This is a genomic window from Rhizobium sp. CB3171 (genome assembly GCF_029714265.1).
Classification (GTDB): domain Bacteria; phylum Pseudomonadota; class Alphaproteobacteria; order Rhizobiales; family Rhizobiaceae; genus Rhizobium.
This window is the reverse complement of the sequence record NZ_CP121656.1, coordinates 130,198-147,370: the sequence shown is the minus strand read 5'-3', so window position 1 is coordinate 147,370 and position 17,173 is coordinate 130,198. Positions and strand designations below refer to the sequence as shown.

Here is a 17,173-nt window from a genome sequence, read left to right as displayed (position 1 = left end):
GTGCGGGACGCCTGATCGAACGGCCCGGTGGTGCGGCTGAAAGACAGCACCTCTTGCTTTAATTGTAGAGCTTCTGCTTATAAAGGAGATCCCATGGGTGCGCGACGGCCTCCATTTTTGCAGAATGAATGGCTGTAAATTAACGCCCATATTGTGAGGCCCCGATGTTCAAGACCGAAAAAGCCGCGATCGCCATTCACACAAATCTTGGCGCGATCTTCATTTCACTGGAACTGAGCCGTTCGACCTGGCTGATCACGTCGCTGTCGCCGGGGAATGGCGAGAAGATGTCGAAGCACGCTTTGAAGGCAGGAGACGTCGCCGGATTGTTCAATCTGCTTTCGAAATTGCGGGATAGATGCCGGGCCAGAACCGGGGACGCCTATCCTGTCGTCACCATTCAGGAAGCCGGACTCGACGGCTTCTGGATCCATCGCGTGTTAGAGAAGGAGGATCGAAAGTCATGTCGTGGACGCGGCTTCGATCGCAACATCGCGGCGCCAGCGGCGGGTGAAAACGGATCGCATCGATGGTGAGGCGCTGCTTCGGGTCCTGATGGCGTATAAGAGGGAGAACCCCGCGTGTGCTCTATGGCGCGGGCACCATCGCCTGACGAAGAAGACCGGCGGCGGATTGGCCGGGAGCGTAAAGCGCTAACAGCCGAGCGTGTCTCCCATATCAACCGGATAAAGGGACTGCTGTTCTCACAAGGCATCACCAATTACGAGCCAATGAACAAGGACCGGCGGCAACAGTTGGAAGTACTGCAGACTGGCGACGGGCATGCCTTGCCGACGCATATGAAAGCGCAGATTGCTCGGGAGCTGGATCGGCTGGAACTTCTGCTTGAACAGATCAGGACAGTCGAGGACGAGCGCGACGCGCTCATCGCTGCGCAGACTGCGGAGATGAAGCCTTCACCGGTCACGATGCTACTTGAGCTCAAAGGGATCGGCACCGAGTTTGCAAACATCTTATGGGCGGAGGGTCTGTTCCGGCATTTTGACAACCGTCGCCAGGTCGCCGCCTATGCTGGACTGGCTCCAACACCCTGGCAAAGCGGAACTATTGATCGGGAACAGGGCGTTTCGAAAGCGGGTAATCCCCGGCTGCGGGTGACATTGATACAGCTGTCTTGGCTGTGGTTACGGCACCAGCCGGATTCGGAGCTGAGCCAATGGTTCAATGCACGCGTCCATCGCAACGGTGGACGTATGAAGAAGTCGACCATTGTCGCACTGGCGCGCAAGTTGCTGGTCGCAATCTGGAAATACGTTGCCTCGGGTGTCGTCATTGAAGGGGCAATAATGAAGAGAGCTTGATTGTCACCACACATCACCCGTTACGAAATCTACCGGGATTCTCATCAATCCTGGCGGATCCGGGTCGGCGAACCGCATGCCACCAGGGCGAAATGCCGGTAGTGGAGAATGGTCTCGTCGTCCTAAGCCCTACCCGCCGCAAGCGGGATCCTGGTGCGGCCGCAACAGCGCCGACCGAATGTGAGGTTGATCAGGCTCAGCTAACCGAGCCGTGTCATGCAGTCGGGCTTGGAACCTGGAGCCGATACCGTGAAGAGGAGAATAGAAGTGAATGACTTGACGCAGGCTTTCCCATGTGAGGCGGCATGAAAGAGGCCGCGCCGGCTGAGAGAACGGATCACTGAGATGCAGGTGATGATCGAGGACAGTCACACTTCCAGCCTTTCGGCTTACCTTATTGGGGTTTTGCAGATCTCAACAAGGGAGTTGGAAGCATGACTGCCTCTTATGAATACCATATCGGGGTCGACTACCACAAATCCTACAGCCACCTGGTGGTCCAGGATTCGGGCGGCAAGACGCTGAGATCCGGCCGGGTGAAGAACGACCGCCAGTCGCTGGGCGGGTTTCTCGAACGCTACCGCGAGAACTCGCATGCTGTTGTCGAGGCGACGCGCAACTGGATGGTGATCTACGACTGGCTCGACGACATTTGTGATGATGTCGTCCTCGCCCATCCGTTGAAGGTGAAGGCGATCGCCGACGCCAAGATCAAGACCGACAAGATTGATGCGACGGTGCTGGCGCATCTGCTCAGAGCCGACCTGGTGCCGGAGGCCTGGGCGCCAAGCGAGAGATCGCGAGAGCTTCGCGTCGCGCTGCGCGAGCGGATGTTTTACGTGCGGCTGCGGACGATGACGAAGAACCGCATCGTCACGGTGTTTGATCGTTATCCCGAACAGACGGCGCAGTTGAAGAAGCTCGGCGACCTGTTCGGCAAGGCCGGCCGTGCCCAGCTGGCGCAGGTCAACGTCTCGGAGATCGATCGCGGCCTCGCGTTCATCGGCGACATCGACGGGCGGATCAAGCAGTCGGAAAAAACGATCCGGGCAATGACCAAGGCCAATGCCAATGTGAAGCTGTTGAAGACCATCCCCGGCATCGGCGAGTTCTTCGCCCGGCTGATCGACGCCGAGATCGACGACATATCGCGGTTCCGCAACGCCAAGAAGCTTGCCGCCCATGCCGGCCTGGTGCCCTCGACCTATTCCTCCGGCGGCAAGACCTTTCACGGCAAGATCATCAGGCAGGGCAACAAGTGGCTGCGCTGGGCTTTCGTGGAAGCGGTCGCTCCCGCCATCGCCAGCGATCCACAGCTGCGCGCCCAATACGAGCATCTGAACATCAGAGGAACCAACAAGGCGCGTGTGGCCATCGCGCGTAAGCTTTTGACGATCGCCTTCCAGATCCTGCGCGATCAGCGCGCTTACGAGCCGCGCGGCCAAAGCAACATGGAAGACACGTCGACGATATCCGGTTGTCCTAATGGCCGGCTAGCGAGCCCGGTAGAACTGGGCTGCGCTCTTAAAGGAGAATGGGAAACCGGGAGCCGAACGCCACTCTGTGACCGAAGCCACGAAGGCATCAGGTTACGAATTGAGAATGGTTCAAGACCGAAGGGCAGAACAAACCTGTCCAGCGGAAGGAAGAGATTACCCGATCGGTCAAAACACAACCGAACCCAAGGAAAAGCCGCCAACTGAAGGTGTTTTGCCCCTTGCGTTCTTTCATTGGAGGTAGACAATGCTGAACTATCCAAAAGGGGAGGGCTGCCGCAGGGAGGAACGTCGGGGGCTGTGGTCCAGGAGGTAGGCTCCGGCATCGCAGGGGAAACGCCCCTTTGTCCCAAAGAGCGTCGGCGCGATAATTGAAAATTATGCACCGCACCATCGCATGTGATTCAATATCTTCTTCGGTCAAAGGATCGGCCTATGGCTACCGTGAAAGTCGATATCAATAATTTCCAGTTGGAAGTTCTGGAATCCGCAGCGCCCGTTGTCGTCGAGTTCTGGGCTGAATGGTGCAATCCCTGCAAGATGATTGCTCCGAGCCTCGAGGAAATCTCCGTCGAGATGGAAGGCGAGATTAAGGTCGCCAAGCTCAACATCGATGAAAACCTGGAACTCGCCGCCCAATTGGGCGTACGCTCCATTCCGGCGCTCGCGATCTTCAAGGGCGGCGAAGTGGCCGATTTCTCGGTCGGCGCCAAACCGAAGACAGCTCTTTTAAACTGGATTTCGAACGCTGCCTCATTGATATTGCTAAATTTGTAACGCAATAAAACCGTCGACTAACCCCGTAAAATGGTAGGGTTTATAGGCTGATTTAACGGCGTTTTTACAGGCTCGGCCCTTTGAGCTTCAGCCTGATGCGGTCGTTGGTTTGGCTATCGGAGCGATTGAGCGGCGAAGAAGCTTTTCATTGCGGCGTTGTCGAGGCAGTTTCCGTTGCGTGAATGCGGCTTTCAAGCATGCCGTTGCAGGCTCGCGTGACCGCAATCAAACCACCGCGACGCCCTGTTGTTGACACACTTTAGCCGATGCGTTTTGGCTGGAGCGGAGAGGGAATATGGGCAGTACCGGAGATTTGCTCGGACAAGCAGGGCGACCTAATCACGAAGGAGGCCCGGACCCCATCTCGGACGCAATGTCGGACAAGCAGAAGACGCGGGAAGCGACGGTTGCCATCGCCAGCGCGGTGGTTGCTCGCGCCGGCAATCTCGACGGGTTCTCGGATCCAGAGTTGGCCGATCTGGTGAACGGCTTCAGCAGATGGCCGGACCAGCAGAAGACGCGTGAAGCGACGGTTGCCATCGCCGGCGCGGTGGTTGCTCGCGCCGGCAATCTCGACGGATTCTCGGATGAAGAATTGGCCAATCTGGTGAACGGTTTCGGCAAGTGGCCGGAAGAAGAAAAAGCACGCAAGGCGATGGTTGCCATCGCGCGCGAGCTCGGTTCCAAGGGCCGTCGCTTCAGCACTTTCAGCACGCCTGCGCTAGTCAGGATCGCCAATGGTCTGTGGCGGGGTATCGAGGGAGAGACCGCCGGCGAGGTCGACGAACCCGCCTTGCTGAAGGACCGGCTGCATAAGCTGGCGCACTACCTCCAATATGCCGAAGATCGGCTGCAACAGGCCGATGTCCATGCCGTCGCGAGTATATTCAAGGCGTTGGGCAAGGCGCAGTTGTTGGACGATTTCGGTGCGCTGGCACAGCCGGGGCTGGACAGGCTCGAGGTGTTGTGTGCCGCTCCCAGGTTTAAGCTCGACAACAACCTCGAGGCGATGGGCAATCTTTGCGCCTCCCTGCTGCCATTGGCGTGCAGCCCGAAGCCGGTGTTGCGCTGGCATCGCAAGTCGGCGCTGAACCTGCTCAACGCCATCCAGCCGGTGGTGGAACATAAGATCGAGGCGCATCTCAAGGCAGGCCAGGCCGAGCGCACCAGCGGCGCCAATGCAAGCCGCTCCCCGGCGCTTTCGATCTATCAGGTGCTCAAGACCCGGGCGGTGCTGGAGACGCTCTACCGGCCGCCTAATGTCGACGGCGACCAGCTCGCCTTGCAGGCCAGGCGGGAAGAGCTGCACGGCAAGACCAGGCAGATCCTGGACGGTGCCCGTCCCCTCATCGACGCCGACCTTTCCTATATGGCCTGGAACGTGATCGCCGAGATCGAGGCGAAGGAGCCGCTCGAAGCGCTCGACACCTTCATGGCGCAGAACGCATCGATCATCCAGGCCCAGCATGAACCCGCCAGCTTCGATGTCCATCGGGTCCTTCAGGCCATGGACCACGAGCCGAGACCGCCGCAAGGCGATGCCGGACTGATGCGGCTGCCGGTGGTCGACATGCAAGGCCGGCCGCTGGCAAACGAAGCCGAGTTCCGCTATTCCATTTTCAACCGCTTGACCTCGGGCGCGGTGAAGGTGGTGGCGGTGCAGCTAAAGGGAACTCCGACTGCCGCCATGCTGGCACGCACGTTCGCGGTCGAGGGCGTGCCCTACCGCATGGACCTGTTCGGCGGCAGCAAATTGAAGCCGACGAAACAGAGCCTGACCAAGCGTGCCTCTCAGCTGCCCTTCGCGGCCGAAGAGGCCCCAAGCAGCAAGCTGTTGGCGATCCCCTATGCCGAGACGGCTCCGGGTACTGCCTTTGAGCAGCTGTCGCGGGCCTGGGCGCCGTTCAAGGAAGCTTATTACTATACCCAGCGCCGCGGATTTGCCGCGCCGCCGGGCATCCCCGACGTTGGCCCGCATGATTATGCGCTGGAAGGGTGCTTCAAACTGTCCCTTCTGCCCGACCGCCCCGCAGGCGCAGTGCATCCCTTCCGGTTCGAAGGGCGAGACGGCGAGATCGCCTTGCGGCCGCATGACGGCTGCGGCTTCATCAGGGCCTCACTGGCCGAGCGCATGCCCGCCATTGCCCGGGCTCGCCACGACGCTCCCGAGCGGATACCTGCCTATGCCGATAAAAGGCAATCGGCGGTACCGCCCTCGGCGCTGCAACATTATCCGCGTAGCGTCGAGGTGGCACAGGAGACCCGCGAGAAGGCTCTGGCTTGGCTCGAAACCCAACAAAGCCTCACCGCCGAGGAGCTGTTCCGGACGGTCACGGGCGGGCATATCGAGGGTTCGATCGCTATCGCCGTGCCGTCCAGCGACGAATGCCTGCATGTGCCGGCGGGCAAGAGCAAGACCTTGACCCGTGACGCTGGCGTGCTTGTTGGGCGCTCCCCCTATGACAAGCCCAACCTGCGCCCGTTTTCCGCCGACCGGGTCAGGTCGGGGCGCCACCCGACTGCGGCATTCCTGGATCGGTGCGTGGCCTTCCAATACAGCTTCAACGTCGCACACAGATCGGGGGCTGAGCTTGCCGCCGACGATCCGACCCTTTTTGCCAAAGGAATCTTGATCGTTGTGCCCGACGAAATGTGGCCTGCGGACTTCGCCGAGCGCGGGGTGGTGATGTCTGCCGAGGACGTCAAGTGCCATTCGAGCTGGCTGGAGGAAAAGGACCGGGTCAAGGCCGACACCGCGCTCGAGTGCGTCGGCATCTTGCAGGCGACGGAGGTGTTCGCGCCCGGCTCTTTGGTTGCGGTTCCGACCGCCGAACAAAAAAAGCTCGACGGCGATTTTGACGGCGACAGCGTCGTCATTATCGGCGACCGGCCTCGCCTTTACGAGCACGTACGCCAGTTCGACGCGGGGTTGCAGGCGCGCGGCGTCGCCTCGATGAAGCCGCCGAAGTCGCACACGCCGGCCATTGAGAAAGGCGGCTACCAGTTCAGCCGGTCCAAGCAGATCCTGTCGGCCACCGGGCTGGTGCTCGAGACCTACAGCTGCCTGCAGCGCAACGCGCTGGCGCAGCCGTTGGAGGCGCAACGCCGGTTTGCCGAGCGTGCCGTCTTCGGCACTTACGAGGGCATCCATCATCAGCTCATGACCGACGTCCGCGCCCTGTTGCATGAAGATCGGCCGGATGGCCATACCCTCCACGAGCTTATCGCCAGGGCGGAGCAAGACAGCAAGGCCGCAAGGCATCCAGTAGCCTGCGAACTGGCCGCCTTGTTGGTGGCCGAGCTCCAGGACTGGAACCTGCAGCTCAATAGCGAGCCGGCTCATGAGCAGCCGGACGTCAAGCAGCAGTTGGCGGGATCCGTGGCCTCAACCGGCGCGAAGCTTGCCGTCAGCGCCGACGCCGGTGTGCTCTTTCCGGAACTCCGCGATTCCTATCCGGCAACCGCTGACGCCAGGAAGCGCATCGAGTTCCTGCTCACCCACTACAGGCCGCGCATCGATCCGCGGCCCGAGGGGTACAACCCGGACGATCTGCATGAAAGCGCCATGAATCTGCTAATCGTCGGCATCAAGGTCGGCACGGACGCCTACAAGTCCGATACCGGTGCGCGGACGTTCAAGCAAAAAGCCACCGAATTGCAGCGGCTTTTGGAGCGGAGGCCGGGCTTCAAGGCGGCGTCCTATGTCAAGGCGCAGGCGGCAAAGCTACACCAGGGCCGGTTCGACGTCGATGGCAGTCTGGCGGATCTGAAGGACAATCCTACCCTGGCGGCCTCCGTCATGGAGGCCTCGATCGGACTCGCCATCGAACAGCGCATCCTGCCCAGCGCCTCAGCGATCTCGGCAGACGACGACCACGCCAGCATGATAGCGCTGAGCAGCGAACAGGCCCTGGAGCGCGCCAGGCTCGAAGCCGCCCCCGCCGAAGCGCAAGAAAGCGCGATTACCGAAACTGTGCGCGAGGTTGCCGAGCTTTTGCTGTGGGACGGCATCGAGGTGAAGGTGTCTCATCTTGACCAACGGTCGCGCGGGCTCTGGATAGCCGACGAGTTGACTGGCCAGAGCGTGAGCGCGGCTCCAAAGGCTCAACTGGCCACCAACGCCGTGCGCCATGTTTTCGAGATCCCGGACGAGGCTTTTACGCGCGCCTTCAGGAAGGCGGCACTGGCCTTCGAGGAGCGGGACTGCAGCGAGGTCGAGACCACCAACTGGTTCATCAGGATGGGCATGCCGCGGTTACGCGGCGTTCACACGGCATTCAGAACCGCGCAGAACTATCGCTTCGAGGTCGAGTTCCATACGCCGGCCAGCTACCGGGCCGAGCGCGCGCAACGCGAGCAGAGCGAATGCGAGCCGGTCCCCATTCCCTGTGGCGCCTGGGACATATTAAACTGGGGCTCGTCAGGAGATAGCAGGTCGAGGGTGGCAGGGACCTCCAGGTCGCGCACCGTCGCAAGAAAACAGATTGCGGTCGCTCGCTCGCCGCAAGCCGGCGAAATCCTCGCGGCCCTGGGCACGCGGCCGGTCGTGCTCGTCGGCATGCCGGCGAGCGGCAAGTCGACCATCGGCACCCAGCTTGCCAAGGAGTTAGGGGTGGAGTTTGTCGACACCGATGAGCGTATCGTCGCCGAGCACGGCAATTTGAGGGAGATGTTCGCCGACCCTGGCCGCGGCGAGGCCTACTTCAGGGACCTGGAGACCAAAGAGCTCGCCAAGCAGCTGGAGAGAGGGCCCATCGTCATCGCGACCGGCGGCGGCTTTGGCAAGGAGTCCGATCGAGCCCTGATCCTTGATAAGGCGACGTCGATCTGGCTCGACACCGACCTGAAAGAGCTCTGCAGGCGCCTCAAGAGGGGCACCACCCGGCCGCTGCTGCAAGGCCCCGACGTCGAGCAGAAGGTTGAACAGCTGTACGAAGAGCGCAGTTCGCTCTACCAAAAAGCCGATATCAGGTTGGCCCTGGCCCCGCCCTTTCAAAAAGAGAAAAAAGCTCGCGCTTGCGTGGAGAAACTCTACGCTTTCCTGTGCCGCGACAGAGAAGCCGCCCTGCCCGCTGCCGAGATATCGGATGTCTCCGGTGCTTCCGGCACCGCCATCAGCATGTCACCCACAGCGCATCGCATGCACGATGATCATCACAACGGCTACGATTGCGGGGGCGTCGTCGTGGAAACCATCCAGGCGCCGGCGGCACGATTGGCTGAAGGGGAACGGCCGCCGCCCCTCGACTCCCTCACCGCCGCCCCGCAGCCTTTGCTGGCCGGCAGTAACGCACGAGCGGATTTAGCGTCTTCCACGAGAAGCAGAGAACGCTCAAGTCGAGGTCGATAAACTCTAGTCTTACTGAGTCACAAAAAATGGGAGATTCGCGCGTGGCGATGATGTGTTAGCGTGGCGATTCGTGGTCAGCAGGAGCGAGCTGAGATGAATGGCCTGAGCGGAGGAAGTGAATCAGACTTTGCAGATTATGTCGAGGGGCTTGTCGATGTGATCGGCCATGCCGATCGAGCCGAGCCGCTGAAGGATTACTGCCTCGGCCTCATGCTACCGGTGGAGCGCAAGAGTGTCGAGCCTTTGGCGGCGGAACGGCGCCGGCGCGAGTGTCGTCCAAACATCAGTCGTTATTGCATTTCGTCGGCCAAGCGCCGTGGTCGGACGAGGCGCTCCTGCGGCGGGTTGGCGATTTGGTGCTGCCGCTGATCGAGCGACATGGGCCGATTGAAGCGTGGATCGTCGACGACACCGGATTTCCCAAGAAGGGCAAGCATTCGGTCGGGGTTGCGCGGCAATATTGCGGTCAGCTCGGCAAGCAGGACAACTGCCAGGTCGCGGTCAGCCTTTCGGTCGCCAACGTCGCAGCGAGCTTGCCGATTGCGTATCGGCTGTATCTGCCCGAGATTTGGGCCGACGATGCCGAGCGGCGGCGCAAGGCGAAGATCCCTGACAGCGTCGCATTCCAGACCAAGCCGGCAATCGCACTCGATCAGATCCGCGCCGCCCAAGCGGCCGGAGTTGCATCCGGTGTGGTGTTGGCCGACGCCGGCTATGGCGCCGACGGCGCATTCCGCGCTGGCCTGTCGGCGCTCGGACTCGACTATGTCGTGGGCGTGCAGCCGACACTCAGTGTCTGGCGACCCGGCGATGGCCCGTTGCCACCCAAACCTTGGCGCGGAAAGGGGCGACCAACCTCGCTGATGCGCCGCAGCCCCGAGCACAGCCCGGTAGCGGTCAAGGCGTTGGCTCAGGAACTGCCGCAAGATGCCTGGCAGACCATTGGCTGGCGGGAAGGAACCAACACTGACCTCGGCTCCCGTTTCGCTGCCGTGCGCGTCAGGCCCGCGTCCAGGGATTACAATTTGACCGAGCCCCGCGCCGAGGAATGGCTGCTGATCGAATGGCCCGAGGGCGACACCGAGCCGCTCAAATACTGGCTCTCCACGCTTGCCGCCGACGCTTCGCTCGCAAAGCTCGTCAGCACCGCCAAACTGCGCTGGCGCATCGAACGCGACTATCAGGAACTCAAACAGGAACTCGGTCTCGGCCATTACGAGGGACGCGGCTGGCGCGGCTTCCATCATCATGCAAGCCTCTGCATTGCCGCTTACGGATTCCTCATCTCCCAAAGGGCGTCACGACACGAAAGTGGCGAATCTGTCCGACTTTTAAGAACGTATCCGGAACTCAGGTTGGTTTAACCGTGGATGTCGTTGCTTTTTCGGCCCTGAGAGCTTCGTAGAGGGCGGTTTTCCCGATTTTCATGCGGGCGGCGGCTTCCCGGACGTTCAAACCGGCCGCCAGATGCTGACGGGCTTTGGCAAGTTTCTCCGGGGTTACGACAACTTGTCGGCCACCGCGTCGGCCGCGATCCTCTGCGGCCTGCAGACCGGCACGTGTTCGCTCCCTGATCAGATCGCGCTCGAACTGTGCCAGCGCGCCGAACAGGTGGAATACCAGGCGACCGCCGGATGTCGTGGTGTCGATGTTTTCGGTGATGGATCGGAAGCCGACGCCTTTGGCCTCCAGTTCGGTGATGATCTCGATGAGGTGCTTCATCGACCGGCCGAGGCGGTCGAGCTTCCAGACTGTGAGCGTGTCGCCGTCGCGAACGTAGCGGATCGCCTCAGCCAATCCGGGTCGGTCAGTCTTCACGCCGGATGCCTTGTCTTCGAACAGCTTCTCGCAGCCCGCCTTGCGCAAGGCGTCGAGTTGCAACGCCGTATCCTGATCCCCGGTAGAGACCCTTGCATAGCCGATGGCGGTCATGATCTGTGACTTGTCCGTTTTTCCGTTGAATTCGGACATTGTCCGATTTGCCGTTTCATGACAAGGTTTGCGGACAAAACTTGTGGATGCCGCAAAACGTTCGTTTGTCGGACACGCATTTTCCGGTTCGCTGCACTCTCCGCAACGAAACGGGAAGATCAGAGAATGGCGCGAAGAGCACTGGTGAGCGAGGCATGGTGGCAACAGGCGACGATCATCCCGGATGACGAAAGAGAGATCGCCAAAAATTACACGCTGGATCGATCGGATCTCGACCTGATCATGCGACAGAACAAGGCCTCGAACAGGCTGGGCCTCGCCTGTGTTCTGGCCACGCTACGATATCCGGGCCGACCGCTTGCGGATGGCGAGGTCCTGCCGGCTGGCGTCTTACGATTTCTGGCGCGGCAGATCGGCGTCGATCACCATGAGATCGATCGTTATTTCGAGCGCCCGCAGACGCGGCGCGAGCATCTGGCCCTGCTTTTCGACAGAATGAAGATGCGTCCGTTTGTGCCTTCGGACGTGCGGGCACTCACAGGCTGGCTGACACCTGCCGCGCAAACCCTGCGTCAGGCCGATGTATTGGCGGAAATGGTGGTGGAAGAACTGCGACGCAGGAGAATTCTCTTGCCAGCGCGACCGGCGCTCGAAGCCATCATTCATGTGGCGGTCAGGCGCGGCATTCGTATTGCTCATCGGGCCTTGGCCGGCGGGATCTCAGAAGGCCAAAAGCTCGATCTGGACAAGCTTCTCGATCCGCGTGAGGGGACAAGCGTGACCATCCTTGCCTGGGCGAGAACACCGGCATTGTCGCCAGCCGCCGTCAACCTCGACAGAATTGCCGAGCGCATTCGCTTTCTCCGGTCTCTGAACCTGCCGACGACGTTGATGGATCGCATTCCGGCCAAGGTCTTTGACGAATTTGCTGCAGAGGGGACGCGAATGAGCGCGCAGCATCTGCGCGACCTTAACACCGAACGCCGACATGCTGTCCTGGCTGCGACAGTGCTCCACCTTTCCCGCCATCTCACCGATTGCGCGATCGACATGTTTAAGAAACTCATGGGCATCCTGACGCGGCGAGCCAATAACCAGGCGGCTGCTCGCGTCACCCGATCCGTTCGGGAAGTGCAGAATCCGTTGAAGGACGTTTCGAAAGTCTGCCATGCGATCATCGAGGCCAGAGAGAAGGGTGAGGACATGGCCAAAGCGCTTGATCGGGTCATCCAATGGCCAGCTTTTACAAACAGTGTCCAGGCGGTCGATACGCTGATCGCGCCGGATGTTATCGACGGTAAAATCGAAATGCTCCAGCGCTATCCGACGATCAGGAAACTGGCGCCACAGTTTCTCTCCACGCTCGTGTTCCGCGGTCACGCCGTGGCGGCGAACCTCTTGCGGGCGCTATCCGTGGTCGCGGGTCTATATCGTACGGGCAAAAGGGCCATACCCGACAAGGCACCGATCTCCTTTGCGCCGAAGGGCTGGATGCCTCTCATACTCCAAGATGGAAAGATTGATCGCAGGGCTTATGAGCTTTGCCTATTCAGTGAACTGAAACGCCGGCTCGATGCGGGCGATGTCTGGGTGGAAGGAGCCAAACGCTTCCAGTCTTTCGAAAGCTTTCTCATTCCCACGCCGACATTCGAGCTGATGCGTGAGGAAGGACCGCTTCCAATCGCTGTTGATACCGATGTCGAGACGTATCTTCGCCAGCAGCGCCAGCTCCTGAACGATGGACTGGCTGACCTCTCGCGTCTGGCCGCAGCCGGCGAGCTCGACGATGTAGAACTGACCGGGGCGGGGTTTAGCGTCACGCCGCACAAGGCTATGTTTCCGGACATCGCCAAGTCGCTGAAGCTAAAGGTGGAAAGCCGTCTGCCTGCGATCCGCATCACTGACCTTTTGCTTGAGGTTGACGACCGAACGGAATTTTCGAACGCCTTTACCCATCTGCGCAGCGGTCGGACGGCCGACAACAAGCTTGCGCTCCTCACTGCCATCCTGGCGGACGGCATCAATCTCGGTCTCACGAGAATGGCGGACGTTTCCCCCGGCATTACGATGCGCCAACTCGCCTGGGCGCATGACTGGCACATTCGCGAGGAAGGCTACACCGCCGCTCACGCCATCCTCGTCAACGCCCAGAGACAATTGCCTCTGGCAAGCTTGTGGGGCGATGGTACAACGTCATCCTCCGATGGCCAGTATTTTCCGGCGGGCGGACACGCTGAGGCGATCGGCGACCTCAACGCCCGCTATGGTCCCGATGGGGCGTCGTCAACTTAACGAACCGTGGAAATCGGTGTGCGATTATTGGCCATGACACACCGTGATCCGCTCTACCGCCGCCATCGATTTCCCGCTGAAATCATTGCTCATGCCGTGTGGCTTTATTTCCGCTTCCCTCTCAGCCTGCGGATGGTGGAGGACATGTTGGCTGCCCGTGGGATCATTGTCTCGCATCAGACGGTCCGACTTTGGGCGGAGAAATTTGGTCGGGCCTTTGCCAACGGCATCCGTCGTCGATCATCCGGTCAACTCGGTGACAAATGGTATCTCGACGAGGTCGTCATTTCGATCCGTGGCAAAATCCATTGGCTCTGGCGCGCCGTGGATCAGGACGGCTTTGTTCTGGAGGTTCTGGTGCAAAGCCGCCGCAATGCGAAGGCGGCCAAGCGCCTGATGCGCAAACTCCTGAAGGGCCAGGGTCAAACTCCACGGGTGATGATCACCGACAAGCTTCGGTCCTACGATGCTGCCAAGCGAGAGGTAATGCCGGGCGTCGAGCATCGCTCGCACAAAGGCTTGAACAATCGGGCCGAGAATTCCCATCAGCCCGTACGGCGGCGAGAACGGATCATGAAACGCTTCAAGTCGCAGCGACAGCTACAACGCTTCGTCTCCATCCATGACCCGATTGCCAACCTCTTTCACATCCCGCGCCACGACATCCCATCCAGCCATCACCGAGAACTGCGCACAGCGGCCATGAGCCTGTGGGGGAAAATCGCTCGGGCGTGAACGATAAAGTCGGCCAGCGTCAGAGTCTGTGCCCTATTGCCATTAAGTTTACGATGCCACAATCGGGCAGAAAACTCCCATCAACCGATCCGACGACGGGAAAGGATAATGAAGCGCTTCAAGTCAGCGCGACAGCTTCAGCGTTTCGTTTCGATCCACGACCCGATTGCCAACCTCTTTCAAATTCCTCGCCACGACATTCCATCCGACCACCATCGCGAACTGCGAGGTGCCGCGATGGTGATGTGCAGCGAGATCGCCCATCTTCAGGTGGCTTGATCACCAAATCACGGCGCACCTCGACCCGAGCATGATAAGTTACAGTGCCTCCGGTCGAAAATGGGGGGCAGTTCACTGTCTGAGGTGGCGCAGCGATCCGCATCAGCGCCATCAACATGGGACCGAGGCTAAATTCGCCCCTTCCCGCCCGCGCCGTTAGATCTCGAAGATATGCGCCGGCTGAGTTAATGTAGCGCGCCCGCTCCAGGATGCAGGCCATCGCAATTGCGGCCTGTTCCGGCCCCATGACCTCACAAGCCTCCTGATATGCCGACGGCGAAACACCCAGCATGGAACGAACCACTACAGCAGCGGTCATCATATCGCGCCATTGGCCAATTCGCCCGCCGGGGGCGTAATACGATATCTCCGGGCACGCTCTAACGACCATCCAAAGCGGAAAAGATCTTATCGGCTCACGTTGTTGCTTCGACTCTTGGTCCGGCCTCTCGCCCGGCTCAGTTTCGGAGCTTGGTTCAAATTCATGGATGGATTCAGTATTTGAATACTGTATGTGCTGACGGTTTTCGGCACCATTGCCATCGGATTTTTCTGAAATAATGTAAAGTTTCAACAATTTGACGATCTCTTCTCGCAACAATGTGAGTTCGTCGAGGCTTTCCGCCAGGTGAGCGTCCGCTTTTGCGGTCCGAAGACCGCTGGTGATCGCAACGAAACGGTCCTCAATGCTCTGCCAGTCGCCCGCAACGCCCTCCTCGGTCGCGGCGGAAATGAGCTTACGTATATCTCGACGAGCAATCGTGATCTTCTCTTTGATAACCTTCAAGCGCCGGTTTTTTTCTGCAACCTGCTGAGCCATGAGCGCCAGTTCTTCCGATCGAGCGAGCAGCGGCGCAAGGTTGAAGCCGTAAGCGGTTTCAATAGAACCGTCCCGCCCCTTTCGAGCATAACGCTTGCCGTTTGGGCTATCGTTTCGATGAATCAGACCAGCCCGCACGAGAAGCCCAAGATTCTCCCGAAGCGTCGTGCCGGCGATGCCATTGGCACGAACAATTAGCTGCGCGTTTGATGGAAACACAACAAGGTTGCCGCCCTCGATCAGATCGGTTTCGGGATAGAACGACAGAAGTGCGTTGAGCACTGCTAGAGCGCGATCGCGCAGCCCGAGCAGGGAACGCGCCTCACAGACGTCACGGTAGATCTTCCACTTGCTGACAGATTTGCCCTTTTTGATCGCCGCGGAATCGAACTGGGTCTTCATCAACGCAAGCGTCATCCGCCGCCGCCCAAAGGGCGCCGCTATGTGTTCCGTCTGCATTTTCCTCTACCTTTCGAAAGGCAACAGAAAAACGCTCACTAAAACCATGCCATAGACTCTTGACGTAGATTCCGGGAAATGCGAATCTCTTAGCTGAGAACTAATTGATAAGGGCTTATGAGATCAGTTTCAGGGCCTTTTTCTTTGCAGTGTGGGTGCTGTCTATATCAAGGCTTAATTCATGCTCTTCTCTGCGCCGATTTCTTGCTCGGCTCGCTAAGGGCACGCAAAAGTGCGTCCAACCGCGTTTTCCAATTTGCTCTCCGCGAAACCAACGAGTAGCTTGTGGGCAGTTTGAAGATTGGCGGGGGAGAAATGTTCGACAAGCGCCATACCAACGCGCGCGTCCGGCTTTCGGGGCTGGGCCAATCAACTTGAACAAGCCGCAAGGCACCTGCCGCGCGATAGCGACGTAGCGGCTCACGTCTGCTTTGTCCGAGGTAAGCGCTGCGATGATCGTAGGCCGGTCGCATCCGCGGTCTTCAACGTTCTTTGCAAAGAACGCCTTTTCGATAAAAGTTACGTTTTTTCGATCCAGGTTTCCGCGGCCCTGGGTAATATAGAGCTGACCGTCCGAAAGGTTGCGGATGATCGCGCGGACAGGACGACTTGGTTTTTCTGCAGCCTTCACACGGCGGTGACCGTCAGTTATCTGGAATCGTGCTGACGCCTGTAGGTTAGGCCGCACGAGGATCGGGACCTGCTGTCGGTGTTCTGCTATACTCGCGACCGACGCATCGAATGCAGGATCTACATCGATTGTGATTCGGCCGACGATCTTCGACGATTGGATCGATGCCGTTTCGATGGAGATAACAGCTTCACCTTCGGCGAACTGCTGCTGGAGTTTGATCGCCAATTTCGCATTTTCAGCCTTTTCATGCAACGACGAACCCATGGCCGAGATTGCAGATAAGCTCGCTTGGGGATCGAGATCCCCCGCAAGAACGCGATAACTTTGCAGCGCTAGATATTGCGCTAGATGCGCCGACGTTGTCGTCTTACCTGAGCCACCTTTGAAGTTGATTACCGCGAGTACCTGAAGATGCTCACCGGGGCGGCGATGAGAAGTGAACTCGATACCTCCGCGCACGCGGGTTGATTGCGCGAGCAAAGGCCAAATTTGATCTATGTCAGACAAAGTATAGAGCCGCCTACCGTTGCTAGTGGGTTCAGGCTGCGGGCCTTCACCAGCCAAGCTCATCTTTCTCACCGTGGAATCAAATACACCCATCAACCGCCCGGCTTCGCCGGGCGGGAACTTCTGAGACGTGGGCGGAAAGAGCGCTTCACTAATCGACTGAAGGTGCGAGCTTAGCAAATCAGCCTCACCAATTGTTTGATTGACGCTGGGCAACGCCCTGCTGTTTGGGTTGTCGCGAGGGTCGCGTTAGAATCTCTCATCACGTATTTTTTACCATAACGTCAGATTTACCGTCCGAAAACCCTCCAGTTTGCAAGACCTAATGGTTAACAGCTGGGTAATCCGAAAAATCTGGCAGCCCGAATTTCAAATGTATTCAGATAATTAAGGAGGAGATGCCCTGCTTCGCTCCCTAGTTGTTCTTCTGTGAATCCTACAAATGTAACACAAGATCGCGACCACTACGCAATTCCATTGCAAGACTGTATGTCCGTCTTCGTGGCCGAGGTGGCTCGCCCTACACTGCTCTTCCGAGGGTTGCTCGGATGAGCCGAGCCGATCCTCATC

General features: G+C 59.3%; 5 protein-coding genes and 6 pseudogenes. 8 read left to right on the top strand and 3 right to left on the bottom strand.

The annotated features are described in order from the left end of the window. Positions 1-164: 164 nt before the first annotated feature. The 5 genes and pseudogenes from QA648_RS36110 (at position 165) to QA648_RS36090 (ending at position 10,309) form a co-directional block, all read left to right on the top strand. A pseudogene (locus QA648_RS36110) lies at positions 165-1,322 on the top strand (IS110 family transposase). A gap of 434 nt (positions 1,323-1,756) precedes the next feature. Then, positions 1,757-2,797: pseudogene (locus QA648_RS36105) on the top strand (IS110 family transposase); the annotation flags it as partial. Between the two features lie 456 nt (positions 2,798-3,253). Next, positions 3,254-3,595: a thioredoxin gene (gene trxA / locus QA648_RS36100; protein WP_283054965.1), complete on the top strand. Its 342-nt coding sequence runs from the start codon at positions 3,254-3,256 to the stop codon at positions 3,593-3,595. A gap of 373 nt (positions 3,596-3,968) precedes the next feature. Then, positions 3,969-8,945, top strand: coding sequence for a shikimate kinase (locus QA648_RS36095; RefSeq protein ID WP_283054964.1), 4,977 nt, complete (start codon positions 3,969-3,971; stop codon positions 8,943-8,945). Between the two features lie 93 nt (positions 8,946-9,038). Then, positions 9,039-10,309 (top strand): annotated as a pseudogene (locus QA648_RS36090) (IS701 family transposase). Here the strand turns inward: QA648_RS36090 and QA648_RS36085 are convergent. Beyond that, on the bottom strand, positions 10,296-10,877 hold the full coding sequence (locus QA648_RS36085) for a recombinase family protein (RefSeq protein ID WP_283055080.1): 582 nt from the start codon (positions 10,875-10,877) through the stop codon (positions 10,296-10,298). The pseudogene QA648_RS36090 and the gene QA648_RS36085 sit on opposite strands and share 14 nt — an antisense overlap. Before the next feature lie 165 nt (positions 10,878-11,042). On the opposite strand from QA648_RS36085, the pseudogene QA648_RS36080 reads away from it, so the two are divergent. The 3 genes and pseudogenes from QA648_RS36080 to QA648_RS36070 all read left to right on the top strand — a co-directional run. Further along, positions 11,043-13,148: pseudogene (locus QA648_RS36080) on the top strand (Tn3 family transposase); the annotation flags it as partial. 54 nt (positions 13,149-13,202) lie between these two features. Continuing rightward, complete coding sequence (locus QA648_RS36075) at positions 13,203-13,904, top strand: IS6 family transposase (protein WP_283054962.1); 702 nt, start codon at positions 13,203-13,205, stop codon at positions 13,902-13,904. 60 nt (positions 13,905-13,964) lie between these two features. Continuing rightward, positions 13,965-14,183 (top strand): annotated as a pseudogene (locus QA648_RS36070) (IS6 family transposase); the annotation flags it as partial. An 88-nt stretch (positions 14,184-14,271) separates the two neighbouring features. On the opposite strand, the pseudogene repC reads toward QA648_RS36070, so the two are convergent. Then, positions 14,272-15,462, bottom strand: a pseudogene (repC, locus tag QA648_RS36065) (plasmid replication protein RepC); the annotation flags it as partial. Positions 15,463-15,577: 115 nt separating this feature from the next. Further along, positions 15,578-16,819 (bottom strand): plasmid partitioning protein RepB, encoded by a 1,242-nt coding sequence (gene repB, locus QA648_RS36060; RefSeq protein WP_283054961.1) that lies wholly within the window; start codon positions 16,817-16,819, stop codon positions 15,578-15,580. Positions 16,820-17,173: the final 354 nt, after the last annotated feature.

What these genes read in the sequence shown, in the direction of transcription:
- trxA (WP_283054965.1), top strand. Translation starts at nt 3,254, where the DNA reads ATGGCTACCGTGAAAGTCGATATCAATAATTTCCAGTTGGAAGTTCTG.
- QA648_RS36095 (WP_283054964.1), top strand. Translation starts at nt 3,969, where the DNA reads ATGTCGGACAAGCAGAAGACGCGGGAAGCGACGGTTGCCATCGCCAGC.
- QA648_RS36085 (WP_283055080.1), bottom strand. Translation starts at nt 10,877, where the DNA reads ATGACCGCCATCGGCTATGCAAGGGTCTCTACCGGGGATCAGGATACG.
- QA648_RS36075 (WP_283054962.1), top strand. Translation starts at nt 13,203, where the DNA reads ATGACACACCGTGATCCGCTCTACCGCCGCCATCGATTTCCCGCTGAA.